This is a genomic window from Lentzea nigeriaca, from assembly GCF_016907955.1.
Classification (GTDB): Bacteria; Actinomycetota; Actinomycetes; order Mycobacteriales; family Pseudonocardiaceae; genus Lentzea; species Lentzea nigeriaca.
The window spans coordinates 337,291-360,211 of sequence record NZ_JAFBCX010000008.1 but is presented as its reverse complement, the minus strand read 5'-3'; the positions used below and the strand labels follow the sequence as shown (position 1 = coordinate 360,211).

Here is a 22,921-nt window from a genome sequence, read left to right as displayed (position 1 = left end):
CGGAGAGCCACCCAGCGGCAAGCACACATCAGCCACACCCCGCCGTCCTGGGCGTCCAGAACACCTCGTCCTGGACATCAACAAGCTTATGGAGCTCGCATGAGAACCGCGCTGGCCCTGGCGGTCGGGGTGATCATCGGCGTCGTCATCTGGCTGCTCGGCGCCGAACCGTTCTGGGCGGCGGCGCTCGCCGTGCCGCCGACCGCGTTCGGCGTGCTGATCACCAGGCTGCCGCGCGCCACGGACATCGTGTGGAGCCCGGAACCGCCGCCGCCCGGCACCATCAGCACCGCCCACGCCAGCACGCTCGCGAGCAGGCTCGCCGAGGCGGCCGAGAACCCGCGGCGCTACCAGGAACGGTTCCGCGCCAGGCTGCGACGACTGGGGATCGAGGCGTCGGAGATGCCCGGCCCGAAGGAACTCGCCGAACGGCTCAGGAGGGTCGAGTGAGCATTCGCCCAGAATCCGTGTCTCAGCAGGCCAAGGCCGTCCTCGACGAGGTCGGCAAGGTGGTCGTCGGGCGCACGCGAACGGTGCGGCTCGCGCTCGCGGCCGTGCTGGCGGGCGGGCACGTGCTGCTGGAGGACGTGCCGGGACTCGGCAAGACGCTGATCGCGCGGTCGCTCGCGCAGGCGCTCAGCCTGGAGTTCCGCCGCCTGCAGTGCACGCCGGACCTGCTGCCCGCCGACGTCACCGGATCGTTCCTCTACGACCCCGGCAGCCGCGAGTTCGAGTTCCACCACGGGCCCGTGTTCACCGGGCTGCTGCTGGCCGACGAGATCAACCGGACGCCGCCCAAGACGCAGTCGGCGTTGCTGGAGGCCATGCAGGAGCGGCAGGTGACGGTCGAGGGCCGCACGTTCCCGCTGCCCAAGCCGTTCCACGTGCTCGCCACGTCGAACCCGGTCGAGTACGAGGGCACCTACCCGTTGCCGGAGGCGCAGCTCGACCGGTTCCTCGTGCGGCTGGACATCGGTTATCCGCCCGCCGAGGAAGAGGTCGAGGTGCTGCGCAGGCGACTCGCGCGGCAGAGGGAAGAGACCGAGGTGCCGCCGGTCCTCGCGCAGGGGCGGCTGGCCGAGCTGCAGGCTGAGCTCGAACAGACCACAGTGGACGAGGATCTCCTGCGGTACTGCGTCGATCTCGCCGTCGCGACGCGGCAGCACCCGTCCGTCGAGGTGGGCGCGTCGCCGCGAGGTGCGCAGGCGTTGGTCCTCGTCGCCCGTGCATTGGCCACTTTGGACGGACGGTCGTACGTGACACCGGAGGACGTCAAGGAGTGCGCGGTCGCCGTCCTCGCGCACCGGCTCGTGATGAAGCCCGAGACCTGGACGTCCGGCGTGAGCGGCGTGCAGGTCGTCACCGAACTGCTCGGCAAGGTTCCGGGCCCGCCCAGCTCATGAGCAGAGCCGACAAGATCAGGAAGGCGTTCGCCGAGTCCCACGGCGCGCACTGGCACCCCACGGACGCGTACTCACGCGCCGTCTGGCTCGGTGCCGGGCTCGTCGTCGCCGGGATGTTCCTGCACCAGGTCGAGATGGTGCTGTTCGGCGTTCCGCTCGTCCTATCCGTGCTGCTCACGCACAAACCGAAGGGCACACCCCAGGTCAAGGTCCGTCCGGTGCCACGGGGAGCAGGTGCGGGGATCGTGCACACCGTCGCGCACGTCGACGGCGCGGACGCGGAGATCGCGGTGATCAAGCTGCCGGGCGGCCCACGGGCCGTCCCCGCGCACTCGCCCGACCTGCCGGTGGAGATCCGGCGTGACGCGTGGGGGCCGGGCATCGACCTCCGCCTGGACCACCTCTTCGCCGGACCCGACGGCATGCACGTCTACGGCCCGATCGTCGGCACCGAGCACGTCCGCACGATCCTGCCGCCGGTCGAGCACCACCCGTCCGGACCGCTGCCGCCGCGCCCGGCCGGTCTGGTCGGAATCCACCGCTCACCGCGTGCGGGCGACTCGACGGAACTGCGCGACATCAGGGCGTTCCAGCCGGGCGACAAGCTCAAGCGCATCGACTGGCGCGTCACCACCCGCACCGGGACCGTGCACGTCCGCGAGCGGCACGCCGAGGCGGACGCGGAGATCGTGCTGGCCATCGACACGCGCACGGACGTCGGTGCGGACGTGGCGGACTGGTCGTCTCCTCACTACGGGTCCACGACGCGCCCGGACGGCAGCCTGGACCGCGCGGTGCGGCGGGCGGCGTCGATGGCCGCGGGCTACCTGAGGCAGGGCGACAGGGTGGCGTTGATGGACCTGAGCCGGCCGCAGCTCAACGTCCGCTCCGGCGTCGGCAGGCGGCACCTGATGCGCATCCGCACCCAGCTCGTCGTGTGCGTGCAGGCGGCCGGCTGGGCGTCCCGCGTGGCGTTGCGGAAGCTGCCGCACGGGAGCGTGGTCGTGCTGCTGTCGCCGTTCCTCGACGACGAGATCGCCGAACTGGCCGTGCAGACCCGCAAACACGGTCATGTGGTGCTGGCGGTCAACACGCTGCCGTTGCCCCTGAAACCCGATCCGGAGGCGCCGTGGGGTGAGGTCGCCGCCGAGATGATCGCGGCGGAACACCGGCTGCGGCTGCGGCGCATGGCCGAGCACGGGGTGGCGGTGACGCGGGAATGCTGATGCGACTGGCGATCGTGCTCGCCGCGTTGCCCGTGGCGCTGATCCTGCACCTGGAGTCCGAGACGATCGCGCCGCTGGTCATCGTCGTGGCGTTGACGGTGGTGTCCGTGCTGATGCCGGGGAGCGCCGGTCCGGCGTTGCTGATCGGCTACGCGGCGGTCGCGATAGCGTTCGGCGAGGGGCATCCGTTGCGGCTCGGGGTCCTGCTCATGATCCCGGCGCTGCACCTCATTCACGTGACGTCCGCACTCGCGGCGGTCGTTCCGGTGAAAACGAAAATCGAGCTCGTCGCGCTGAAAGCTCCGGCACGCCGGTTCGCCATTGTCCAGGCGATCTCATTCCTTGTCGCGCTCTTCGCCGCATTCGTCCCGTCCGGGCCCGACTTCGGGCTTGTCGAGCTCCTCGGACTGGGGGCTCTGACGGTCGTGATCGGGGTCGTGGCGCTGAGGATCTGAATCGCTCCTCTCAGCGAGTTTGGCTCACGTTCACCCTGAAGCCCAGGTCACCCCGCAGGGTGTTGCGCATCACCTGGCGACGGTAGTCACAACGGGCCACTTGGACGCGCGAAAAATGGGGTCGCGGTGCAACCATATGTGTATGGCTGCTGTGAAGTCGCAACCCACGCGGATCGTGATTGTCGGCGGTGGGTACGTCGGGATGTACACGGCTCTCGGACTGCAGAAGAAACTGCGCTCCGGTGAGGCATCTGTCACCGTCATCGACCCGCAGCCGCACATGACCTACCAGCCCTTCCTGCCTGAGGCGGCGGCCGGCTCCATCGAGCCGCGCCACGTCGTCGCCCCCCTGCGCAAGGTGCTCAAGCGCTGCCACGTCGTCACGGGCCGCGTCACCAAGATCGAGCACTCGCGCAAGACCGTGACCGCCGAGCTGTCGGACGGCCACGTCGAGGAGATCGAGTACGACGTTCTCGTCTCCGCGCTGGGTGCGATCTCGCGCACGCTCCCGATCCCCGGCCTGGCCGAGGTCGGCATCGGCATGAAGACGATCGGTGAGGCGATCTACGTCCGCAACCACGTGCTCTCGCGCCTCGACCAGGCCGCCAGCACGAACGATGCGGACCTGCGCAAGCGCCTGCTCAGCTTCGTCGTCATCGGCGGTGGCTTCGCTGGCATCGAGACGCTCGCCGAGCTCGAGGACATGACGCGGTATGCGCTTCGGTACTACGAGGGCATCAAGCCCGAAGAGATGAACTGGGTCCTGGTCGAGGCCGCCGGCCGGATCATGCCCGAGGTGTCCGCGAAGCTCGGCGCGTGGACCGTCGAGGCGCTCGAGAAGCGCGGCATCAAGATCTACCTCGACACCCGTGTGAAGTCGCTGGAGAACGGCCACGTCGTTCTCGACGACGGCACCGAGTTCGACTCCGACACCATCATCTGGACCGCCGGCATGAAGGCGAACCCGGTGCTGCGCAACACGGACCTCCCGCTCGACGAGCGCGGCCGCGTCCGGTGCACCGCCGCCATGCAGGTCCAGGGCCTCGACGGCGTGTGGGCCGCCGGTGACTGCTCCGCGGTGCCGGACCTCTCGCGCATCGAGGAGGACCCAACGGCGACGTGCGTGCCCAACGCGCAGCACGCCATCCGTCAGTCGAAGCTGCTCTCCAAGAACATCGTCGCGTCGCTGCGCGGCCAGAAGCCGAAGGACTACTTCCACAAGTACCTCGGCTCGGTCGCGGGCCTCGGCCTCTACAAGGGCGTCGCGGACGTGTTCGGCCTGCGCTTCAAGGGCCTGCCGGCGTGGTTCATGCACCGCAGCTACCACGTGGCGTTCATGCCGACCGTGAACCGCAAGCTGCGCGTGCTGATGGACTGGACGCAGGCGCTGTTCTACGGCCGTGAGGTCGTCGCGCTCGGGCAGATCAACGACCCCAAGTCGGACTTCGACCGTGCGGTGCAGAGCTGACCTGGTGAGTTGTTACTCTCTGTGAGTGGTGAGATGCCCCGAGCGTTATCACGTTCGGGGCATTTCACTGGTCCGGAGGCGGAACTTGAGCGCCCGATCGGAGTAAAGCTCGCCGGGCTGCCTTGACATTGCGTTACGTGAACCAGAGACTACCGCTGGTGCATCACCTGAATGCGTGATTCGCCTGTGTGGGGAGAGAGGTGATCCCGATGTCTCTCGAGGAGCTGGCCGCACAGCTTCGTCGTGGCGAGATCGAGGACCCCGCGTTGGCGCAGTACGCCGCAGAGTACGCGCAGGCGGGGCAGAGTTTCCGCAGCAAGAAGGACGATTGAGCAGGTCGGCTGACGGGCGGGTGCCGGGTGCCCCGTCCGAGGCTGCCAGGCCGTTGCTACTGCAGGGCCAGGAGTACCTCTTCCGATCGCCGCCCAAATGCCTGGACTTCCAGGAACAGGTGCACCGCCTCGGCATGGTCGACGAGGGCGATGGCAACCCGCAGCCCTGCGTCCTGGTGCTGGCGCGCGCCGCCGACATGGAGATGAACGAACTCTCCATCGCACTGGCCGAGCGCGGCATCCGCATGGCCCGCATCGACGCCGACCGCTGTGTCGACCTCCCCCTCTCGGTCTACACCGACCAGCCCCTGATCGAGCTCGACCGCTGGCTGCTGCGCCCGTTGTTGGTCTGGCGCCGCCACTTCGAACTCTCCGCAGTCCCCGTCGAGCCCGGAACCCTGGCCGGCGCCTATGCGGTCGACCAATGGGCCTCAGTGGCCAACTGGCTGTCCTCACGCTCCGACTGGGCACACGTGAACCCCTCGCGCTTTTCGACGCACCTGGACCGTTTGACGCAGCTTTCCGACGCATCCGCCTTCGGGTTGCGTGTGCCGCGCACGGCCGTGACGACCCGTCCGGGCCGCACCCGCCCTGGCGGCGCCCGTTGCATCGTCAAGACGGCCGGGCGGCACTTGTTGGAGCCACGCCCCGGCGTGCAGCACGGCCTGTTCCCGCGCCCTCTCGAAACCTCCCGCGCCTCCGACGCCCCTGAGCCCGCACCCGTGATCGTGCAGGAGTACGTGCCGTCCGACACCGAACTGCGCGTGTTCGTCGTGGGCGAGCGCTGCCTGGCCTACCAGGTCGACAAGCTCGACCCGGCCCAGCTGTGGGTGGACCCGGACGCCGTCCGCGTGACGCCGACGTCGATCTCTTCGTCCCTGTCGGACCGCCTGCTGGCGCTGGCCAGGCACTGGCGCGTCCAGGTGGCGGCCTTCGACCTGCTCGTCACCGGCACCGACCACGTGTTCCTGGAGATCAACGTCAACTGCGACTGGCGCTGGTTCGAACACCGCGCCGGCGACAACTCCGTCTCCACGGCCGTGCACGACTGGGTGGCGCTGCGGTTCAAGGAGCTGCTGGGAGCGGGGAGGGCACGCTGATGCTCGGGTCCGTTCGACGCTTACCGAATTGCTCGCTCTAGTCCAATTCGCTGGGCCGTGCGGGCGAGAAAAGACCATCCGCCCACACAAGCCGACGATCAAGCCCTAGGCTCCCCGTCGCCCCCGTAGCCCAATCGGTAGAGGCAGGTCCCTTAAAAGGATCACAGTACGGGTTCGAATCCCGTCGGGGGCACTCTGTGTCACCTCATAGATTCACCCCCTGACCAGGTACAACCCGGTCAGGGGGTGACTTGTCTACTCCCGGTAGTACCCGGCTGTTCCCGGTCCTACCCGGCAGTCCGCGCCCAATGGGCGCCCAAGTTGGGCGCGGTCACTTCTCCTCGTCTTCGCTGTTCAGCGCCTTGTCGATGCGCTTTCGGAAGTTGTCCTCTTGGTCGGCCAGCACCTTCGCGTAGATCCGGTGCAGCACGTCGATGCTGTGACCTGCCCATCGGGCGACTTGAGCACTCGGAACACCGGCCGCTAGCCACGTCGACACGCAGGCGTGACGAAGGTCATACGGCCTCGCTGCGAGGGGTGACAGGTGCTCCTCGTCGCTCAGCGCGTCCTTGCGCGCCTTCTTCCATACGCGACAGTAGGTGCCCTCCGGAACCTCTCCGCCGGCCTCTACGCCACGGAAGAGGCGCCCCTCAGCGTCGGTGCCGTGTTCGTCGATGTGGTCCCAGAGCAGCCGGACCAGCTCCGGCGGACAGGGTGGCGTCCGACGCTCCCCGACTTCGCGGCCTTTCAGCTGACGAACCTCGCGACGCTTCCCGTTGTCGGTCCATGCCGCGCCGGCGGCCGGAGCGGACTGCATGAACGACAGCTCACCCCACTCGCCCTTCGGTGGCTCCAACTTGCCGGTCTTGGCGTTGCGCTTCCGCTTGGGCAGTCGGACGTTCTCCTTACGGAGGTTCACAGCCTCACCGGGGCGTAGGCCGCAGTAGTACATGACACCGAAGAACGCCTTCAGCATCTTGCCGCTCTTACCGAGCTGACCCACCGCGTCCAGCAGCGCACGTGCCTGCTCGGGGTTGACCACGACCGCCACGTCCAACTCTTTCACCGCCCTGGTTGTCTTCACCTTCAGCGCTGGCACCGGGTTTGTGCGCAACAGCCGCTTCTCAACCGCGTACTCGAGCGCGTTGACGAACGGCCCACGCCGCCGCTGCAACGACGACGGCGCGGCCTTCTTGCCGTCGTGGTTCGTTCCCAGCGCGAGCAACACGAGTCGTACCGTGTCCGGCTGCGCCAGGTCGGAAACCTTCCTCGTGTGGCGCGTGAGCCATTCGAAAGTGGCCTTCACGTCAGCGCTGGGTTCCTCCTCCTTCCTGCGTCGACCGTTGAAGGCCCAACCGCACGTCTCGCGGATCAACTCGACAGACGGCCTGCCTCGTTCTGTGGCAACCATCGCCGTCGTTACGTCGGTCAGCGACCGTGCCGTGCAGCGCCGTGAATTCGCTGCCAGGTTCGGCCACTTCATCAGGGCGTAGTCGCATGCGAACGTGAACCACGTCGTGGTGACGTCTTGCCGGTCCATCGACACGGGAAGGCCCGTGCTGACGTAGAACGCCTCGCCTTTCTTCGCAGCCGCTACAAGCTCCGAACGGAAGCTGTTCGCCAGCGCGGCCGTCTTGTGTGGACGTTTGAACGGCTTGCCCGCGACGGCCCAACGGACTTTGTACGTCGTGGTCTTCGCGCCGCGGTACACGTCCGTCTTCCAGAACCGCACGTCATAGGTCGTTTCCATCAGGCGGCCTCTTCCAATGAGTTGATCCAGCGTTCGAACTCAGTCCGGCGGCACCGAAGCTGACCGTTGGGGAGCTTGATCCACCGCGGGCCAAGGCCCTTTGCGCGCCAGTCGTCGAACGTCGACCGCGCGATCTGTAGTGCTGCAAGGAATTCGGCGACCGTCACGAACGTGTTGGTCGTGCTCACGGCGGTACCTCCCCAGGTTCGGGCGGACAGGTGGGACAGCGCGGACAGCTCGGTGTCCCACCTGTTTGTGCTGGTCAGGTGGTGTAGTCGGACAGGTGGGACAGGTGGGACAGCTCCACGTGGGTTGCTGTCCCACCTGGGGTCAGGAGGGCAGGAAGTAGCGGCCGTTGTTGTCGCGGGTGAGCTGGCCGGACTCGTACATCCGCGAGCAGGTACGGCGAACGTTGTCCGCGTTGGCTGTGAGAGCGTCCGCGATTTCCTTGGGCGTCTTGCACGGGTTGGTGCGCAGGTAGCGCAGGATTTCCGCGCGGGTATCCGCGACGACGTGCTCGATCGCTGGGCCTTCAAGCATCGTCCACGCGCCACGGGAAGGGTCGAAAGACAAGGCGTAGTCCGACTCTTCGACGTCACGTCCCGTCACGTGCAGCACGCCGTCTGCGTTGTTGCGTCCGCGTTCGAGCACCAGCACGGCGTCCGCCGCGCCAGCAATGCCGTTGGTGCCGCTGACTGTGGCCAGGAAGTCTTCAGCGGCGGCTTTGCGGACGTGGTGGACGAGTACGACAGCGATGCCGAAGTGGTCCGCGACGCGCTTGATACGGCCTACGGCCTCGTAGTCCGCCTCGTACTGCTGCTGGTTGCCTGACGAGTGTCCGCGCACCTTGGCGAACACGTCGATGACAACGAGGCGTGCATTGGCGTTGCGGTGCAACCACCCCGCGATGGCACGGTCACCACCTTCGGGCAGAGGCGGGCACTGCGTGACGAGGGTTAGCCCGTGCGGCGCGGCCTGGTCGTCGCCCAGCATTCGCGTCATGCGCGTCTGAAGACGCCGCGCGGTGTCCTCCAACGCGAGGTAGAGCACGGGTCCGGCATCGATGTGGATCGAGCCGAACGCGGCGGCACCGGATGCGATGGACAGGCCCAAACCGAGCGACAGCCACGATTTCCCGACCTTCGGTGGTCCCGCGAGGATGGACACACCCTCACACAGCACACCGGGCACAGCCCATTTCGGCGGAGGGAATTCCGCGGCCATGAGCTGATCGGCGGTCCAGACGTGGCCGAACGGGTCGGCGGCCGGCTGCTGTTGCTCGTTCATGCTGCGGCCTCCTTTCGATCTGCAGCAGCGGTGGTGATCAGTCGGCCAACCCGTTCGGCGACTTGGGGAACGACGGCGTTGCCGAGCGCACGTAGGTGCCGCTCAACCAGTTCTCGGGGAATCCCATCAACCAGACGATCCACTCGGGGTTCGCCTGCCCAGTGCGCCGCAGCGTCGTGCTGGTGACCCACTCCCTGCGGCGACTGGTATTGCCAGTGCGCAGTTTCGCCAGCAGATCGCCGCGCCCGCCACGTTCGCCATCGGAAGCACGGGGCGTGGGCCACTCCGAGCAGCCGGGCACGTGGGTGTGGGGCGCCCACCTCACAAGCGGAGATACGGCCGACGCGGTGGTGGTAGCCAACTCGAACAAGGTCAGCGTGAACGACGTCGAGTCCTCGGGTTCGCAGGCCGGGCACGTTCTCCCACAGGACCCATTCCGGTCGCAGAGCGTCGATGACGTCGAACATGGCTGGCCACAACCAGCGTTCGTCGTCGGTTCCCAACCCTTTGCCTGCGACGCTGACAGGCTGGCAGGGGAATCCGCCGGCGACGAGGTCAACGGGGGGACGTGACTGTGACTGCCACCAGTCGACTGCGGTACGGACGTCGTCATGACGGGGAACCTCCGGCCAGTGCTGGGCCAACACCTGTTGGCAGTACGGATCGATCTCGACTTGGCCGACGACGGTCATGCCAGCGCGTTCCAGCCCGAGTTCGAGCCCGCCGATACCGGAGAACAGCGAAAGCACGTTCACGGCTTGACTCCCTTCGGAAATCGGTGCGTGGTGATGCCCACCTGATCGGCGAGTTGTGCGGTGGACGCGCCACCACGTGAGGTGGGCAGCAGGAACGCCAGACAGAGGTCCGCTCCAAGCGCGACCATGTGCCGGTTGCGGCGCATCCCCGCGTTGGGGCAGTAGTCGATGTCACGTCCCCGTCGACGGCCGTGACGGCAGGTGTGGTCGCACGAGCTGTACCAGTCGACGGGGTGCGCTTCGGTCGGCAGGCCCCATCGCTGCCACAGCGCGGCGGAGAGCCGGTCTGCGCCGCTGCAATCGCCGTGTACGAGCACCGCGTCAGGGTGGAACTCGCGGACGATGCGCAGCACAGTGGCGATGTAGCGGTGGTTGGTCCAGTCGCGGCTACCGGTGATCAGGATGCGTTCGCTCACGCTGCACCCCGCTCACCGAACAGCGGCTGATCGTCGTCCGGCTTGGCTGGCTTGACCCTGCGTGGGTCGTTCGCCCCGATCCTGAGCCCGTTCTCGATCGTGCGCCGCACCTTGCGTTCGGTGCAGTCGCACGGCCCCTCGATCATGCGGGTCGCTGCCTGCAACAGCCGCGCCTCAGCGGTGGCCTGCTTGAGGTCACCAGAGCCGACGAGTTGCCCCAGCGCGATAGCCGACGCGAACAGCCGCTTGTCGTGCAGCCCATCCTGTGCCCCAGCGACCCGGTTGCATTCGCCGTTCACCGCAGCGTCCACGTAGGACGAGAGCTTGTCCGCTGCGATCGTGATGGGAGATGTGACAGCCAGGCGCGGTTGTGGAGTCAGCACCGCGGTGAGCCAGCCTGGCAGGTCGGCGGGTTCCCGGTCGTGCTCGATCCGGTAGACGCCGTCACGCGTGCGCGAACCGGGAGCGACAACGTGCCCACCCCACGCGCGGGTGTCGACCTTCCAACCGAGCCCGTTACCGCTGTCGCCTTCGGTGTTGCGCAGCTCGACACCGGCCGGTGCCCGGAAGTACAGGTGGGTTCCGCCGCGTGCGGTGCGCACGGTCAACGTGTCGTACGGCACCGGTTCGCCGGCGCGTTCGCAGACAAGAGCGAACACGTCGTGGCCGTCTTGCACGCCGTCGAGTGCCCATGCGGCGGGCGGCTGGTCGTCGGCTGACTTCGGGGTGTCGAGGTCGATGACGACGAGGCCACTTGGGCCGGTGGCGGTGCCGACGTTGCAGCCGGAGAACCGGCGCGATGTCCAGTACCAACGGACCTGATCGACATCGGTCAACGAACGCCGTTCGGGCGTCAGGTGCCCGTCCGCGCAGGGACCGGTTCGGGGACATGCCTTCTCGCCGTGCAGAGCCGTCTTCTTGCCTCCGCGCAGCAGCGGGAAAATGTGGAAGCCACGCGCGACCGCGTCCAGTGCGGCGCGCAACAGCGACTCGTTCATGACGTGGTTCTCCTTGAGGAGGACGAGAAGCAGGGGACGGGCGGTGACGTCCCCTGCGTGAGCTGCTTGGAGTGGGTGTCAGTTGACGCGCTTGCCGTCGCCGAAGACGACACCGACCTGCATTTCGACGTGGCTGCCACCGGTGGCGATGTTCGCGATGTCACCGTCGTGGCGGCCGTGCTGGCCGCTGCTTCCGGTTGAAACGCGGCGGCTGTTGACTCGGGCGTCGCCGTAGACGACACCGGCTTGGATGCCGACGTGACTGCCGCCATCGGCGATGTTCGTGATGCTTCGGCCCTGTCCGCCTCCGCGGTGCGGACGGGCTTCGGTGTGGCTGGTGGGCGGTTCCGGTGTCACGTCCCTGTCGTGAACAGGGCGGCGGGCGTTGAAATGGACATCGTCGGTGTTGATGTCGTGCTGGCTGCCGACGTGCGCGCCGGGATGGGCGACGTTGACGTTGTGCACCGTGACGCCACCAGCGGACGCTGCGTTCCTTTCCCTGCGGCGCTGGCGTTCCTGCTCTTTCAGCGTCGCGATGGTGTGGTCGATGGCGTCGTCGATCTCGAACTTGCCGCTGTCGCCGAGGCTCTCGTGACGCTTGTTGCGCAGCCGCTTGACCTCGTCGTCCAGCAGGTTCATGGTGCGCTTGTCTCCTGCGGCGGCTCGCTCGCAGAGTTGCAGCAGCGGTTGCATCTCCCGCTCCGGCTCGCGACGGACCAGCGGCACCGCGTGCAGCTTGCGCACCAGGTCCCGCAGCGGCTCGGGCGTGCCGTCCGGCACCTGCGGCGCGGGCGTGTCCGGGCCGTCCATCTCCCGGATCGCCTGGGAGAGACACATCTTGGCGCGGCTGCCTTCGGGAAGCCGGTCGCGCAGCTGCTTGAGGTCGTCGACTGCCCGCTGAGCCGTGGTCTCACGCCGCACGACGTTCGTGGCGAGGCGGCCCACGACGTTGGCCAGCGGTTCGCCGTCCACCTCCATGCGGGCGTCGGCGCCCATGTACTTGACTGCGGTCCCGATCGGACCGTCGTCGTGGTAGTGAACGGGGCTGTCGCTGAGGATGTCGCCCCAGGTGTTCTTCTGCAGTGGCGTGTTGGACGGCTCTCCGGTGACCGGTGTGGGCTTGGGGTCGTTGGCCACAGTGGGCTCCTTGTCCGAAGTGGTCGTGTCGTGGTCGTCGGCGTTGAGGGCGTCGAGACGCTGTTGTGCGCGGCTGATTGCGTCGGGGTCTCCTGCGGCGATGGCGTTGCGGAGTGCGCGGTTGGCGCGGCAGCGGCGTTGTCGGCGGTTCTGGCTGGACCGGCCGCTGTTGGGGCAGCGGCGTCCGCCTTCTTGGCCTGATCTGCACATGTCACGTCCCCTTGCCGTGTAAGGGCTTCACGCGCATCGCGCAGATCGAGCACATGACCTGTCCTGATGAGACTTTGCGGCCACAGCCGCCCGCACAGGTGGCGGTGAACGACGCGTGGAAGACCGGGTGCATGTCACGTCCCCTTGGTGAGCAGCGGGTTTCAGCGGAGGCGGTTGCGGTGGCGGCGGATCGCGTTGACGACGCGGCGGCCGGCGCGCAGCTTGAGGCCGTCGCCGTCGCAGCGTTTGCACAACTTGACGCCGCCGAACCCGCCGTGGTGGCAGCCGAGTCCCTTGCACGCTGGGCATTTGCGGAACGGGAAGACCCAGCACGCCAGCATGTAGACCAGCGCGCACGCGACCAGCAGCAGCCACGCGGCACCGCGCGCGCCTGGCGCGACGTCACTGACAGCGACGATGAGCAAGCCAAGGACGGCGAGACGGAAGAGCGTCTTAGGGGTCATCAAAGTGGCCTCTCAAAGCGGTTTTGGGTGCGCGAGACCAGGCCCCCTAGGTGCTAGGGCGCTGATCAGCGGGTATTCGGGTGTCTAGGGGAGGCTCTAGGTCTAGAGGGGGTGGGCTCTAGACCTAGAGCCGTGGCGGGTCTAGCCGCGCCTCTTCTTCCCGTCACGCTCGGTGAGTGCTGCGGCGACGGCGGCGCGTTCGACGCCCATCCGGTTGGCGCCCTTGCCGTTCTCCGTCGACCACACTTGCTTGGTGGTGATGCCGAACGGCTTGAGCGCGGTGGACAGCGTGGTGGCCTTGGCCGCCCCGGTCGGCAGTGCGGCCCACTCGCCGTACACGTTCGGCCGGAGTTCGGCCAGTGCGTCCACAAGGGACTCCGACCAGCGCTTGTCGGCCGTGCCGAACACGTTGAGCAGGTCCTGCAGCAGCGTGTTTGCTGCCTCGATGTCGTCGACTTCGGCGTCCACACCGGCCGCGTAGCCCGACAGCGTGCCCGCGTCCACGCGCATGGCCCGTGCACGCGCGGCCAGGGCCTTGGCGCCGGGTGCATCGATGTAGACGCCCTTCACGGTCTGAGTCTCGTCACCGACGCCCTTGAGCAGGCCGATTCCCTTGTCACCAAAGGAGAACTGCGTGGCCCGCTCACCGTTCTTGTACGACGAGGTACCCAACACCATGTCGTTGGCGATCTGACCGGTGACCTTGAGGCAGAACCGCAGGATGGCGTTGTCGCTGATCGCCATCGGAATGGACTTCGAGTCAGGGCGCTGCGTGGCCAGGATGACCACGATCCCGGTGGCCGGACCACGCTTGACCAGGTCGGTTACGATCTCCTCGAACTCCGCGCCGTGCTCCGGGTGCTCGAACATCACCTGACACTCGTCCACACCCACCACGACCGGGTGCAACCCCAGCGACTTCTTGGAAGCCAAGGGGGACGTGACCTTGTTCTCCGGGCAGATGTCCGGCGGAAGCTCCCGGATCACCTTCGTACGGCGCCGCATCTCATCGCGCAGCTCCCGCAGACACGCGAGCATGTACTCGATGTCCTCGGGATCGTCACCGGCGCGGTAGCGGTGCGCCACGACCTCCAGCGGCGACAGGTCACCGGTTCCCTTGAGGTCAAAGGCATACACGGCCGAACGCGGGTCCAGAGCGGCGATGAGCAGCAGCTCGCGCAGCGTGAACGTCTTGCCCATGCGCGGGATCGCACCCACGATGCCCGCCACGTACATCAGCACCACATCGACCCACTTGCCGCGGACGTCCGTGCCGAACGGCTGCGGCTCGAACAGGTCGATCCTCTTGCCGGTGCGCAGCGGCCACGCGGGCTGGGACGCCTTGCTCATGTCCTTGTCGCCCACCCACAACACCAACCGTCCAGGGTGGATCTCCGGCTTGCCCTCCGGCCATACACAGCCCAGCGGGCGGCCCAGACCCGAGGCCAGTTTCTCCCGCTTCTCGATCACGTCCGACGCCGTCACGCCGCGCGGAAGGTCGACCTCGGCACGCCAGCCGGGACCGTCCCGGTGGATCGGTGCCACGAAGTTGATGGCCTGCGGGTTCTTGGCCAACGCCTGCGTGATCAGCGAGATCCCGAGCACGGACAGGGCCTGTTCGACGGCGTCGGCGGTCAGCTTGGCCACGTGCGTGGCGACCACAGCACGGGAGACCACCGGCTGGTCGGCGGGCGTGCCGAGCCTGCCCAGCAGCGCGACCGCGAGGGTGCCGCAGGCCCACATCACCCACGACGGCACCACGTCCGGCAGCAGCATCAACGCCGGGACACCGATGGCCGCCGTGATCACGAGCGTCAGCGTGCGGGTGGTCACGCGGGTGTTGCGCTGCGCGGACAACTGCAAGTAAGCGCGGGTGTCCTCGTCACGAGCGGCAGCCGCGCGCAGCTGTCGGCCCTCCGCGTCCGAGGCCCACCGCCCGGTCGCCGCAGCCAGCAGCAGCGCGCCGCGCGGGGAACGCACCGCCAGGCGCAGCAGGTACAGCGGGGACCGCACCGCGTGGTAGCCAGTGGCGTGCGCGTAGTGGCCGGCCACCCACCGCGCGGTGGCCCGAGCCTCCTCCCACGACCGCAGATAGGCGGGGATGATTGGTTCCCGCTTGGCCTCACGCAGGCGCCGGACCCAGTGCACGGAGTCGCCACCGGGCTGATCCACCAGCACCACCGAACCGGTCACGTCCCCCTCGTCACCGGGGGCGTCGTCGTCGACCAGCTCACCCTCGATCACGGTGGCGGTCTCGGTGACCTCCGCACTCGTAGCCGGGTGCAGGGGCGTCACGGTGGCGGTGTGCTCGAACTCGTCGCGGTCGTGAGGGTCGGACGCACCGGTCAGGGTCGTGACAGTCATCGCTGCACCTCAGGCGTGTTGTAGGACAGGTGAACCAGGGCCGCCGCGCCACCGAGAACGAGGACGGGCAGGCAGGAGACGAACGTGGTGATCTGCCACGGCGCAGCGCTCATGCCCGCGGCCGTCATCAGGTGGTAGGCAACCTGGCCGGACATGCCGAGCAGCAGCGCGGCGAACGTCGACCACATCGCGAACCGGCGCGCCAACGCGGACTTCGTGCGGTCCAGCCACACCCGCATCGCGTACGCGGCGTAGGCCTCCATGCCGAGCGGGAGCGTGATCGCGGTGTTGATCGTCCAGCCGTCGCCGATGCCGGGCAGCAGGTTCACCGGGCCGAAACCGGTGAGCTGGCCCAGCCCAACCCAGCCGCCCCAGATGGCGACGAACGCGCCCAGCGCGATCAGGTAGAGCGGCACGTTCCGCCACCGGCCCGACCGCCGCACCGGCTCAGCCGCAGTCGGAGCGGGGGACGTGACATCGGCGGGAACCGGCGTGGCGTCAGTGGTGGTGGGCGGTTCTGCGACCGTGCTGGCCTCGGCAACGACCTCGGCAGCGACCGGAGCGGGTTCGCTCGCAGGCGCAGCAGGGACCGACTCGGTGTCGGCCTGGTCGTCGGCGGTGTCCAGCGCGTTCGGGGTGGGCACGACGTGGAACCGCCGTTCCGCCGCCGGGGCCTGCGTGGTCTCGCTGGTCGGGTTGGTGGGGTTGAAGCCGGACGCGCGCAGCGTCGCCAGCGCGTCCACGGCCTTGGGGTGGCCGACGTTGCAGCGTTGCTTGATCTGCCGCAGTGACGGCCAGTCCCCGAGTTCGGTGGCCATGTCGCGGACCCGGTCGGTGAGCTTGTCGAGTGGAGTCGGGTAGGCGCTGGTCATCGAACTGCCTCCTCACCAGCGTGAGCACGGGAACGGGCGTGGTGTCCGGACAAGGCCGGGCGGTGAGACGGGGACACCTGCCGCAGGGCGGCGGCCACGGCCAGGCCGGCGACGGCGAACACCAGTAACTGGACGCCGGGGCTGTCGGCGGTCGCGTGGACCACCAGCCACAGGCCCAGGCCGATGCCAGCGGCGGTGACCAGCAACTTCCACAGCAGCACGACTGCCGTGGCGGCCAGTCCCAGGCCGATCAGCAACACGAGGGGCGGGAGGCTGGTCATCGCATCGCCTCCGCGTTTCCGTTGCTGCGCAACGCGATGGCGTCGTGGGAGAACTCCGCGGCCAGCTCGCACGCCTTGGTGTGCTCGGGGTGGGACGGGTCGGTGGTGATCGGCGCGAGCAGCTTCACGCACAGCTCGAACCAGTCGGCCACGGCGGCCTTGGAGGCCTGCAAGCCGGGGGCGTGCACCGTCCAGCCGAGCAGGATGTCGCACAGCTGCGGCAGGTCGGTGGTGGGCTCGGGAATAGTCGTGGTGGACACTGGTGTGGCCCTTTCGGTCTGGTGATCGCTTGGGTGTTGGGAACCCGGATCGGCGGTGTCTCTTGCCGGAGTTGGCCGCCGGTTCGGGCAGATCAGAAACGCGAGTGGATCGGTCCCTTCGGGCACGGTTTGCCCTGGTCGTACATCTCGTCGTACGCGTGCTCAGCGGGGATCAAGATTTCGATGTGCTCACCGCGCTCGCTGTAGTGGCGGGCGAGATCGCTTGCGACGACGCACACGACGGAGTGCTGTCCCTTGCCACCGGGCTGGTTCTCGCCGCGCGGACCGGAGTAGTGCACCGACAGCACCACCCACGGCTCAGACGACGCGGGCAACTCGGACTGAACGGGCTTGCACGCCACGAGCATGGCGGTCACGGCCAGCAGGCACGCCAGGGTTCGAGCCGACATCACACACGCTCCATGTGGTTGCGCAGCCAGGCCGCGGCCGTGTCGGTGGAGTCGGTCCACGAGGTGTCCGGCGCGGCGTGGAAGGCCCGGCAGACCCGCACTGCGTGAGCCTGGTCGGTGGTCGAGAACGGCAGAAGCGCACCGACCCCGTTTCCGCACATCCCAGCCGTCCAGCGGCTGAAGTCCATGCGGATGCTGGTCTGGCCCTCGGTGTAGACGACCGGTGCGAGGACCAGGCCGTCACCGATCGGCAGGGCGGGCAGCTGGAACGACACCGTGGTGCCGTTGCCCAACTGCAGCGTGGTGCGCATGTAGTTGACGCTGACACCGCCCGGCTGCTGCTGGACGAAGTGGCTGTGCAGCTGAAGGAAGTTCGACACGTTCGCACTCCTGGACTTCTTAGAGTTGTTGGCAGGAAAGGACTTGCTCATCAGGTCGCCGCCTGCTCGTTCTCGCTGGCTTCAAAGCACGGCCAGCACTGACCGGTGCTGGTCGGCAGCACGTACATTGGGTCCTTGCCGCAGCTGCGGCAGATACGGCGGGCGAAGTTCGCCTTGGCCAGCGCGGTCCACTTCGCCGGCGTCATCGGCCGGACCGGCGCGGCCTTCTCGATCAGGTACAGCGACGCGAACGAGACCTTTTTGGACTTGTTGTGCCGCACATACAGCAGCGCGACCGGGTCGAAACCGTTGGGACGCAAGCCCATCGCCCGCAACTGGCGGTAGGTGGCCAGCTTGTCCCGAGGCGCACACCCGTAGGACAGCAACGGCAACCCGTCCTTCACGCCGCGCGTGAACTGCGGCGTGTCCGACCACGGCACCGGGGCTAGCACCCACGGGAACCGTTTGCCCGCCATCAGCAGGCCTCCACCCCAGCAGCGACGAACGCCAGCAGCGGCGCCACGTTCCTGTTGACCTCCCGGCACACCACCGCAACGGCCTGTTTCGCCGCCGCAACGTCCGCGTAGCCACCGCTGTACTTCGGCACCGGCAACAGGTCCGCAGCGACCGGCACCCGCAGCTCGATCGACGGCAGCACCGCCGGCCGGTCGTTGTCCCAGGGCTCAATCCACCGCGTGCCACGGCGACGATCGATGTGCCAGGACTGCCACCGCGCGCAGAACTCGCGGTTGAGCGCACGCGGCAGCATGAACGCAACGGTGACCGCGAACGCCAACCGGCCGTCGTCGTCCCAGCGCTGCACGACGTCCAGCACTCGCGGGTGCGTCAACAGATAGCCGGGACTCATCACCGGCGACAACGCCGTCAGCACTGCCGCCGCGGCGAACTCGGCCGGGTCCATCGTCGGCCCCTCGTCGGTCGCACCGCCGAACCGGCTGACGTGCAGATACGCCGCATACCGGGAGGAACCGTTGCTCGCCAGCTCCCTGTCCCACTTCTCATCAGGCCACAAGGCCTTGAAGTCGTTGGACATCACGCCGCCTCCGCATCATCCAACACGGAGATCTGGCGGTGAACGCGCAGAACGCGCACGGTGCTGACCAGGCTGCGGCGGGTCGTCCGTCGCCCGCGGCGCTTCACCTCAGGGCCACCACCGAGCATTTCCGGTGCAACTCCCAGCTCGTTGGCAACCTCGTTGATCAGGGCGTCAATCGCGGCCCTGTCTAGGCCGTCCGGATAGTTCGGCGTTTCGTCGTGCGGTCCCATCGGGACTCCCTTCGGTTTGATGCGCTCAAGTGAACGCTCAAATGAGCGCTCACGCAAGGCGTGAATTGGAACGTTGATCGAGCGGTGTGCGTTGAGTCGAGAGGCTGAGAGGCCGGGAGCGCTACGATTTGTGCTGGTAAGCGACCTGTTAGGGAGGTCAGGTGCCGAAGGACTGGCAAGCCGTGGCGGAGGCCGTCAACACTCGAATGGCGGAGTTGGAGCTCTCGCAGAAGGGGCTAGCCGAGGCTGCGCGTGTGGGTGTTGCGACGGTGCGCAGGCTGCAGAAGGGGGAGCCCGCGGAACGTGGTGGCGCACTGTTGGCTGCGGTGTCCGTGGCGCTGAGCTGGCCACCTGGTCACCTCGAAGCGATCGCGGCTGGGCAGCCGGGTCCGGTCGATCCTGCGGCTGCGCTGCGAGTTGAGGTGGAGAAACTGCGGGCCGAGTGGGAGCAGCGGCTGGCCGAGTGGCGGCAGCGGGTGGCCGAGTGGGAGCAGCGGCTGGCTGAAGAGGTGCAGCAGCGGACCGAGGTGGAGCAGCGGCTGGCCGAGGTGGAGCAGCGGCTGGCGGACCAGATGCTGGGCGGCGGGTGACTTGCTCTCGTTCATGCCTAAACCATCGGGCCTGGAATCGCTGGCCAACAGGTGTCGCCCCGGTGTCACCTGCGCATCACCACCTGTGTCACCAGTGAGTGCCAGACTGGAACTACCTGGCGAGGGGAGCGGCGCATGACGACGGAGCGGCCCGACTGGGCACGGCGCATCCGGGCGGAGCGAGACGCACGCGGTTGGTCGCAGGCCGAGGCGGTGCGGGCGCTGCGTGCGCACTCGAAGGATGAGCTACCGACCGATTCGAGCTTGCTCCGGCGTTGGAAGGCATGGGAGGCCGGCGACAACGCGCCGGACGACTTCTACAAGCAGTTGATCGCCAAGACGTTTGGCACGGTCACGCACGCGTTCTTTCCTAAGCCGGGTCGACGTGACGGCGGGGCCGAAATCCTTGCGGTAACAGGGATGGACACGCTGGACATCTTGAGTCGGCTCCAGCGGTCCGACGTCGACACGGCTACCCTGGACGCGCTGCGGATCACCGTTGACCGGCTCTGCTCCGAGTACGCCTACATGCCGTCTGAGCAACTCATCCAGGAAGGCCGAACCTGGCTGCGCCGGGTTGCCGAGTTGCAGGGCGGTCGACTGACGCTGAGTCAGCACCGCGAGGTGCTTACCCTCGCTGGCATGCTCGCGTTGCTGGTGGGTTGCGTGGAGTACGACATGGGAGACCGGCGGGCGGCTGAAGCCACGCGACGTGCCGCGTTGAACCTCGGTACCGAGGCTGACAACGCCGACGTCATGGGTTGGGCGTACGAAATGCGAGCCTGGTTCGGTCTGACGGCTGGCGACCTAAAGGGAGTCATCGCAGCTGGAGAGATCGGTACGCAGGTGGCCAGAAACCATAGCGTCGCTGTTCAGCTCGCCGCTCAAGAGGCGAAAGCGTGGGCGCGGATCGGTGACCGCCGTCAAACAGAACTAGCGCTTGAACGCGGACGACAATTGCTTGAGTCGCTTCCATATCCCGAAAACCTCGATAACCATTTCGTTGTGGATCCTTCAAAGTATGATTTCTATGTCATGGATTGCTATCGGAAGCTCGGCGAGCAGCGGATGGCTGAAACACTGGCAAATGAAGTCATCCGGGCAAGCACAGACTTTGACGGAACTGAGCGCGCGCCGATGCGGATAGCCGAGGCAAGGATCACGCTAGGCGTTGTTGCTGCTCGCAACGGCGATTTGGAAGGCGCGATCGAGCAAGGGAAAATTGCGCTAGGTGGCGAACGTAAGTCATTGCCGTCGCTGCGTATGGTGTCGCAGGATCTAGGCGCGATTCTCGCGGCTAACTTTACGAATGAGATGGCGGCGCAAGAGTACCTAGAGATTCTTCGCAGGATGTAAGGTTGGCGGAATTTGCCAACAAAGATGCACAAGAATCACATTCGGTAACAGGCGGTGGCTGTTCCCGATATTCAGTAGTTGTACCGCGCGGTGACCAAGTATTCGCATATTAAGGAGTCCTTTTGTCTGAGACGACGGTGGAAGCGTCTGTGCCGGTCGATGACCGGTCTGGCGAGTCAGAAGACGATGTCATCGGACGGCTCGGAGCGCAGCGTGCCAACGTGACGGCGACCGACTGGACTATTGAAACGCTAATTACCCAGATGATAAAAGGTCGGCTTGACCTTGACCCAAGTTTCCAGCGTCGTGCTGCATGGACCACTGCACTTAAGAGCAAGTTTATCGAATCAACTCTTCTTTCCTATCCGATCCCGCAAATCGTGCTCGCCGAGAAGCTGGATAGGCCAGGACACTTCATTGTCATTGATGGTAAACAGCGGCTCTTGGCGCTACGTCAGTTCTATGCGGGTCTGGACGAATACGCCGACGACAAGTTCAAGTCCTACAGGCTTTCGACCGTCACAGTAATCGACGCGATCAAGAACTTTACGATCGCTAGGCTGAAACGTGAACGTCCAGATCTGTTTGACACCTTTGAGACTCACACGATTCGAACCGTCGTCATCCGTAACTGGGGTACTGAGGACTTCCTCTATACCTTGTTCCTAAGGTTGAATACGGGCAGCGTGCCACTTTCGCCGCAGGAGCTTCGCCAAGCGCTTGTCCCTGGGCCATTTGTGCAGTTTGCTGAAGAAGCATCGGGAGATAGTCCTGGTCTTCAGCGGCTTCTTGGAAACCGAGGGCCTGACCGCCGCATGGTAGATGCTGAGGTACTAGTGCGGATGATCGGACTGCGGTCGCCGATCAAGTACAGGGGTAACCTAAAAGACTTTCTGGATCGTGTTTGCAAGCATTACAATTCAAACTGGGATCAGCTTGAGGGTGGAGTTCTTCAGCTTGTAGAAAACATGGAGAAGGCCATCGAAGCTGTCTATCAAGTTTTCGGCGATGGTGCAGCGTGTCGGAAGTGGACTACCAATAAGTATGAGCGCGCGTTCAATCGCGCTATTTTCGATTTTCAAGTCGGTGCTCTGCTGGATGGCAACGCGGCAAGGCAAGCCTTTATTGACGCCGGCGATGACCTGGTGGCGAGGTACAAAATGCTTTGCGATCTTGACTCGGACTTTGCTCGCTCGATCACCACGACCACTAAAACAAATGCAGCATTCTCGGAGCGGCTTTCAAAATGGTACGATATTTTCGAGGGTGTTACTGGCTTTGCGCCGACTTGGCCGCAAGCGATCGACAGGGTTGAATCTTTCGGCGAGGAGCCTGAGGGCGAATGACCGCAGATTCGGCCAAGTTGCGCGAGGACATCAGCCACCTCGCGGCTGTCCTTGTGCCAACCGTTCCGGTTGATGAGGTCCCCTCGCCGGAAGAATCGCTTAAGATTCGCGCGTTCATAGTACTTGCTCACAGTGCGATCGAAGAAGCTATTGAGGATCGAATGCATTCCGCAGTGAAAGAAGCGTTGAAATGCGCTGGCGGAACCGTGCCGACCATTGCTGTCCCGCTAGCTGTCAAATACTCACCTGATCTAATTGGGCAAAATGGCGGCAAGGTTCCAGACTTCGATGGCTGCATTGCTAAACTCGCACCTCTCTACTTTACGAATGTGATCAAAGCTAACAACGGTATTCGCAGGCAGAACATTGATAAGATGCTCAAGCCTTTGGGTTACGACTCGACCGCTTTGGGTGAAGGCGTAGAGGATGCTTTGTCAGCACTTGACACTCTTGGCGCAAAGCGCGGTGCGTCCGCTCATACCCTTGTTGTTGCGGCGGAAGAGGTGATTCACCCCAGTCAAGCGACAGAATGGGTAAATCAAGCCCTCGACGGCGCAGACCTTGTTGTCGATGCCATCCTGAAGAAGATAAGCGAGGGCGTCGTCGATGCCGCTTAACTGTGCTGGCGCACCTGGACACTTCAACAGTGGGAGAAGGCGGCACGCGGAACACGCGGCACGATCTACCCCTGGGTGAACCAGCCCCGCGCCAGCAAAGTGCAACGTCCGTGAGAACGGTGTCGGCGGAACAACCGTCCGTGATTGCTGCCAGAGC

28 protein-coding genes and 1 tRNA gene are annotated in these 22,921 nt (G+C 66.2%); 12 read left to right on the top strand and 17 right to left on the bottom strand.

Translation table 11 applies throughout. The annotated features are described in order from the left end of the window. Window positions 1–99: 99 nt before the first annotated feature. The 8 genes from JOD27_RS28350 to JOD27_RS28320 all read left to right on the top strand — a co-directional run bounded on the left by JOD27_RS28350 (window position 100) and on the right by JOD27_RS28320 (window position 6,177). Window positions 100–450 carry a hypothetical protein gene (locus JOD27_RS28350; RefSeq protein WP_204765317.1) on the top strand — a complete coding sequence of 117 codons (351 nt, stop codon included), beginning with the start codon at window positions 100–102 and terminating at the stop codon, window positions 448–450. A gap of 2 nt (window positions 451–452) precedes the next feature. Beyond that, entirely contained in the window at window positions 453–1,403 is a 951-nt protein-coding gene (locus tag JOD27_RS28345) for an AAA family ATPase (protein WP_204765349.1), read from the top strand. Beyond that, a complete protein-coding gene (locus JOD27_RS28340; protein ID WP_204765316.1) occupies window positions 1,400–2,629 on the top strand; it encodes a DUF58 domain-containing protein in 1,230 nt (409 codons plus the stop codon). Before JOD27_RS28345 ends, JOD27_RS28340 begins: the two co-directional genes overlap by 4 nt. Then, entirely contained in the window at window positions 2,623–3,084 is a 462-nt protein-coding gene (locus JOD27_RS28335) for a hypothetical protein (protein ID WP_204765315.1), read from the top strand. Before JOD27_RS28340 ends, JOD27_RS28335 begins: the two co-directional genes overlap by 7 nt. A 142-nt stretch (window positions 3,085–3,226) precedes the next feature. Next, a complete protein-coding gene (locus tag JOD27_RS28330) occupies window positions 3,227–4,552 on the top strand; it encodes an NAD(P)/FAD-dependent oxidoreductase (RefSeq protein ID WP_204765314.1) in 1,326 nt (441 codons plus the stop codon). Window positions 4,553–4,761: 209 nt separating this feature from the next. Further along, window positions 4,762–4,884, top strand: coding sequence for a hypothetical protein (locus tag JOD27_RS46185; protein WP_269083663.1), 123 nt, complete (start codon window positions 4,762–4,764; stop codon window positions 4,882–4,884). Beyond that, complete coding sequence (locus tag JOD27_RS28325) at window positions 4,881–5,984, top strand: ATP-grasp domain-containing protein (RefSeq protein WP_239569087.1); 1,104 nt, start codon at window positions 4,881–4,883, stop codon at window positions 5,982–5,984. The genes JOD27_RS46185 and JOD27_RS28325 overlap by 4 nt, the downstream gene beginning before the upstream one ends. Window positions 5,985–6,103: 119 nt before the next feature. Then, a tRNA-Leu gene (locus JOD27_RS28320) sits at window positions 6,104–6,177 on the top strand. A gap of 138 nt (window positions 6,178–6,315) precedes the next feature. Here JOD27_RS28320 and JOD27_RS28315 read toward each other — a convergent pair. The 17 genes from JOD27_RS28315 to JOD27_RS28235 all read right to left on the bottom strand — a co-directional run bounded on the left by JOD27_RS28315 (window position 6,316) and on the right by JOD27_RS28235 (window position 18,855). Next, the gene (locus JOD27_RS28315; protein WP_307830361.1) at window positions 6,316–7,716 is read right to left on the bottom strand and encodes a tyrosine-type recombinase/integrase; all 1,401 of its coding nucleotides are present in this window, start codon (window positions 7,714–7,716) and stop codon (window positions 6,316–6,318) included. 17 nt (window positions 7,717–7,733) lie between these two features. Next, window positions 7,734–7,922, bottom strand: a complete 189-nt coding sequence (locus tag JOD27_RS28310; RefSeq protein ID WP_204765312.1) for a helix-turn-helix transcriptional regulator — start codon at window positions 7,920–7,922, stop codon at window positions 7,734–7,736. 142 nt (window positions 7,923–8,064) lie between these two features. Then, on the bottom strand, window positions 8,065–9,021 hold the full coding sequence (locus JOD27_RS28305; RefSeq protein WP_204765311.1) for an AAA family ATPase: 957 nt from the start codon (window positions 9,019–9,021) through the stop codon (window positions 8,065–8,067). Then, window positions 9,018–9,776 (bottom strand): DNA cytosine methyltransferase, encoded by a 759-nt coding sequence (locus JOD27_RS28300; protein ID WP_204765310.1) that lies wholly within the window; start codon window positions 9,774–9,776, stop codon window positions 9,018–9,020. The genes JOD27_RS28305 and JOD27_RS28300 overlap by 4 nt, the downstream gene beginning before the upstream one ends. Then, window positions 9,773–10,192: a DUF2493 domain-containing protein gene (locus JOD27_RS28295; RefSeq protein WP_204765309.1), complete on the bottom strand. Its 420-nt coding sequence runs from the start codon at window positions 10,190–10,192 to the stop codon at window positions 9,773–9,775. The genes JOD27_RS28300 and JOD27_RS28295 overlap by 4 nt, the downstream gene beginning before the upstream one ends. Beyond that, window positions 10,189–11,190 carry a bifunctional DNA primase/polymerase gene (locus JOD27_RS28290; protein ID WP_204765308.1) on the bottom strand — a complete coding sequence of 334 codons (1,002 nt, stop codon included), beginning with the start codon at window positions 11,188–11,190 and terminating at the stop codon, window positions 10,189–10,191. Before JOD27_RS28290 ends, JOD27_RS28295 begins: the two co-directional genes overlap by 4 nt. A 78-nt stretch (window positions 11,191–11,268) precedes the next feature. Then, the gene (locus tag JOD27_RS28285) at window positions 11,269–12,537 is read right to left on the bottom strand and encodes a hypothetical protein (RefSeq protein ID WP_204765307.1); all 1,269 of its coding nucleotides are present in this window, start codon (window positions 12,535–12,537) and stop codon (window positions 11,269–11,271) included. 161 nt (window positions 12,538–12,698) lie between these two features. After that, window positions 12,699–12,962: a hypothetical protein gene (locus JOD27_RS28280; RefSeq protein ID WP_204765306.1), complete on the bottom strand. Its 264-nt coding sequence runs from the start codon at window positions 12,960–12,962 to the stop codon at window positions 12,699–12,701. A 180-nt stretch (window positions 12,963–13,142) separates the two neighbouring features. Continuing rightward, on the bottom strand, window positions 13,143–15,365 hold the full coding sequence (locus tag JOD27_RS28275) for a P-loop NTPase family protein (RefSeq protein ID WP_204765305.1): 2,223 nt from the start codon (window positions 15,363–15,365) through the stop codon (window positions 13,143–13,145). Further along, entirely contained in the window at window positions 15,362–16,237 is an 876-nt protein-coding gene (locus tag JOD27_RS28270; RefSeq protein ID WP_204765304.1) for an ABC transporter permease, read from the bottom strand. The genes JOD27_RS28275 and JOD27_RS28270 overlap by 4 nt, the downstream gene beginning before the upstream one ends. Further along, window positions 16,234–16,518, bottom strand: a complete 285-nt coding sequence (locus tag JOD27_RS28265; RefSeq protein ID WP_204765303.1) for a hypothetical protein — start codon at window positions 16,516–16,518, stop codon at window positions 16,234–16,236. Before JOD27_RS28265 ends, JOD27_RS28270 begins: the two co-directional genes overlap by 4 nt. Then, a complete protein-coding gene (locus JOD27_RS28260; protein ID WP_204765302.1) occupies window positions 16,515–16,778 on the bottom strand; it encodes a hypothetical protein in 264 nt (87 codons plus the stop codon). Before JOD27_RS28260 ends, JOD27_RS28265 begins: the two co-directional genes overlap by 4 nt. 92 nt (window positions 16,779–16,870) lie before the next feature. Then, the gene (locus JOD27_RS28255; protein ID WP_204765301.1) at window positions 16,871–17,188 is read right to left on the bottom strand and encodes a hypothetical protein; all 318 of its coding nucleotides are present in this window, start codon (window positions 17,186–17,188) and stop codon (window positions 16,871–16,873) included. Beyond that, window positions 17,188–17,568, bottom strand: coding sequence for a hypothetical protein (locus JOD27_RS28250; RefSeq protein WP_204765300.1), 381 nt, complete (start codon window positions 17,566–17,568; stop codon window positions 17,188–17,190). The genes JOD27_RS28255 and JOD27_RS28250 overlap by 1 nt, the downstream gene beginning before the upstream one ends. Before the next feature lie 50 nt (window positions 17,569–17,618). Further along, window positions 17,619–18,044: an RRQRL motif-containing zinc-binding protein gene (locus JOD27_RS28245; protein ID WP_204765299.1), complete on the bottom strand. Its 426-nt coding sequence runs from the start codon at window positions 18,042–18,044 to the stop codon at window positions 17,619–17,621. Continuing rightward, on the bottom strand, window positions 18,044–18,622 hold the full coding sequence (locus JOD27_RS28240; protein ID WP_204765298.1) for a hypothetical protein: 579 nt from the start codon (window positions 18,620–18,622) through the stop codon (window positions 18,044–18,046). The genes JOD27_RS28245 and JOD27_RS28240 overlap by 1 nt, the downstream gene beginning before the upstream one ends. Further along, on the bottom strand, window positions 18,622–18,855 hold the full coding sequence (locus JOD27_RS28235) for a hypothetical protein (RefSeq protein ID WP_204765297.1): 234 nt from the start codon (window positions 18,853–18,855) through the stop codon (window positions 18,622–18,624). The genes JOD27_RS28240 and JOD27_RS28235 overlap by 1 nt, the downstream gene beginning before the upstream one ends. A 161-nt stretch (window positions 18,856–19,016) precedes the next feature. Here JOD27_RS28235 and JOD27_RS28230 point away from each other — a divergent pair, with 161 nt between their 5' ends. From JOD27_RS28230 to JOD27_RS28215, 4 genes are all read left to right on the top strand, one after another. Beyond that, on the top strand, window positions 19,017–19,445 hold the full coding sequence (locus JOD27_RS28230) for a PLP-dependent aminotransferase family protein (RefSeq protein WP_204765296.1): 429 nt from the start codon (window positions 19,017–19,019) through the stop codon (window positions 19,443–19,445). A gap of 135 nt (window positions 19,446–19,580) precedes the next feature. Next, the gene (locus JOD27_RS28225) at window positions 19,581–20,801 is read left to right on the top strand and encodes a helix-turn-helix domain-containing protein (protein WP_204765295.1); all 1,221 of its coding nucleotides are present in this window, start codon (window positions 19,581–19,583) and stop codon (window positions 20,799–20,801) included. A 122-nt stretch (window positions 20,802–20,923) separates the two neighbouring features. Beyond that, window positions 20,924–22,147 carry a DUF262 domain-containing protein gene (locus JOD27_RS28220; protein WP_204765294.1) on the top strand — a complete coding sequence of 408 codons (1,224 nt, stop codon included), beginning with the start codon at window positions 20,924–20,926 and terminating at the stop codon, window positions 22,145–22,147. Next, window positions 22,144–22,764 (top strand): HEPN domain-containing protein, encoded by a 621-nt coding sequence (locus JOD27_RS28215; protein WP_204765293.1) that lies wholly within the window; start codon window positions 22,144–22,146, stop codon window positions 22,762–22,764. The genes JOD27_RS28220 and JOD27_RS28215 overlap by 4 nt, the downstream gene beginning before the upstream one ends. Window positions 22,765–22,921: the final 157 nt, after the last annotated feature.

Coding starts and splice junctions, on each gene's coding strand:
- JOD27_RS28265 (WP_204765303.1), bottom strand. CDS start 16,518: ATGACCAGCCTCCCGCCCCTCGTGTTGCTGATCGGCCTGGGACTGGCC.
- JOD27_RS28225 (WP_204765295.1), top strand. CDS start 19,581: ATGACGACGGAGCGGCCCGACTGGGCACGGCGCATCCGGGCGGAGCGA.
- JOD27_RS28290 (WP_204765308.1), bottom strand. CDS start 11,190: ATGAACGAGTCGCTGTTGCGCGCCGCACTGGACGCGGTCGCGCGTGGC.
- JOD27_RS28245 (WP_204765299.1), bottom strand. CDS start 18,044: ATGGCGGGCAAACGGTTCCCGTGGGTGCTAGCCCCGGTGCCGTGGTCG.
- JOD27_RS28270 (WP_204765304.1), bottom strand. CDS start 16,237: ATGACCAGCGCCTACCCGACTCCACTCGACAAGCTCACCGACCGGGTC.
- JOD27_RS46185 (WP_269083663.1), top strand. CDS start 4,762: ATGTCTCTCGAGGAGCTGGCCGCACAGCTTCGTCGTGGCGAGATCGAG.
- JOD27_RS28350 (WP_204765317.1), top strand. CDS start 100: ATGAGAACCGCGCTGGCCCTGGCGGTCGGGGTGATCATCGGCGTCGTC.
- JOD27_RS28285 (WP_204765307.1), bottom strand. CDS start 12,537: ATGTGCAGATCAGGCCAAGAAGGCGGACGCCGCTGCCCCAACAGCGGC.
- JOD27_RS28340 (WP_204765316.1), top strand. CDS start 1,400: ATGAGCAGAGCCGACAAGATCAGGAAGGCGTTCGCCGAGTCCCACGGC.
- JOD27_RS28330 (WP_204765314.1), top strand. CDS start 3,227: ATGGCTGCTGTGAAGTCGCAACCCACGCGGATCGTGATTGTCGGCGGT.
- JOD27_RS28275 (WP_204765305.1), bottom strand. CDS start 15,365: ATGACTGTCACGACCCTGACCGGTGCGTCCGACCCTCACGACCGCGAC.
- JOD27_RS28335 (WP_204765315.1), top strand. CDS start 2,623: ATGCTGATGCGACTGGCGATCGTGCTCGCCGCGTTGCCCGTGGCGCTG.
- JOD27_RS28305 (WP_204765311.1), bottom strand. CDS start 9,021: ATGAACGAGCAACAGCAGCCGGCCGCCGACCCGTTCGGCCACGTCTGG.
- JOD27_RS28235 (WP_204765297.1), bottom strand. CDS start 18,855: ATGGGACCGCACGACGAAACGCCGAACTATCCGGACGGCCTAGACAGG.
- JOD27_RS28215 (WP_204765293.1), top strand. CDS start 22,144: ATGACCGCAGATTCGGCCAAGTTGCGCGAGGACATCAGCCACCTCGCG.
- JOD27_RS28240 (WP_204765298.1), bottom strand. CDS start 18,622: ATGTCCAACGACTTCAAGGCCTTGTGGCCTGATGAGAAGTGGGACAGG.
- JOD27_RS28255 (WP_204765301.1), bottom strand. CDS start 17,188: ATGTCGGCTCGAACCCTGGCGTGCCTGCTGGCCGTGACCGCCATGCTC.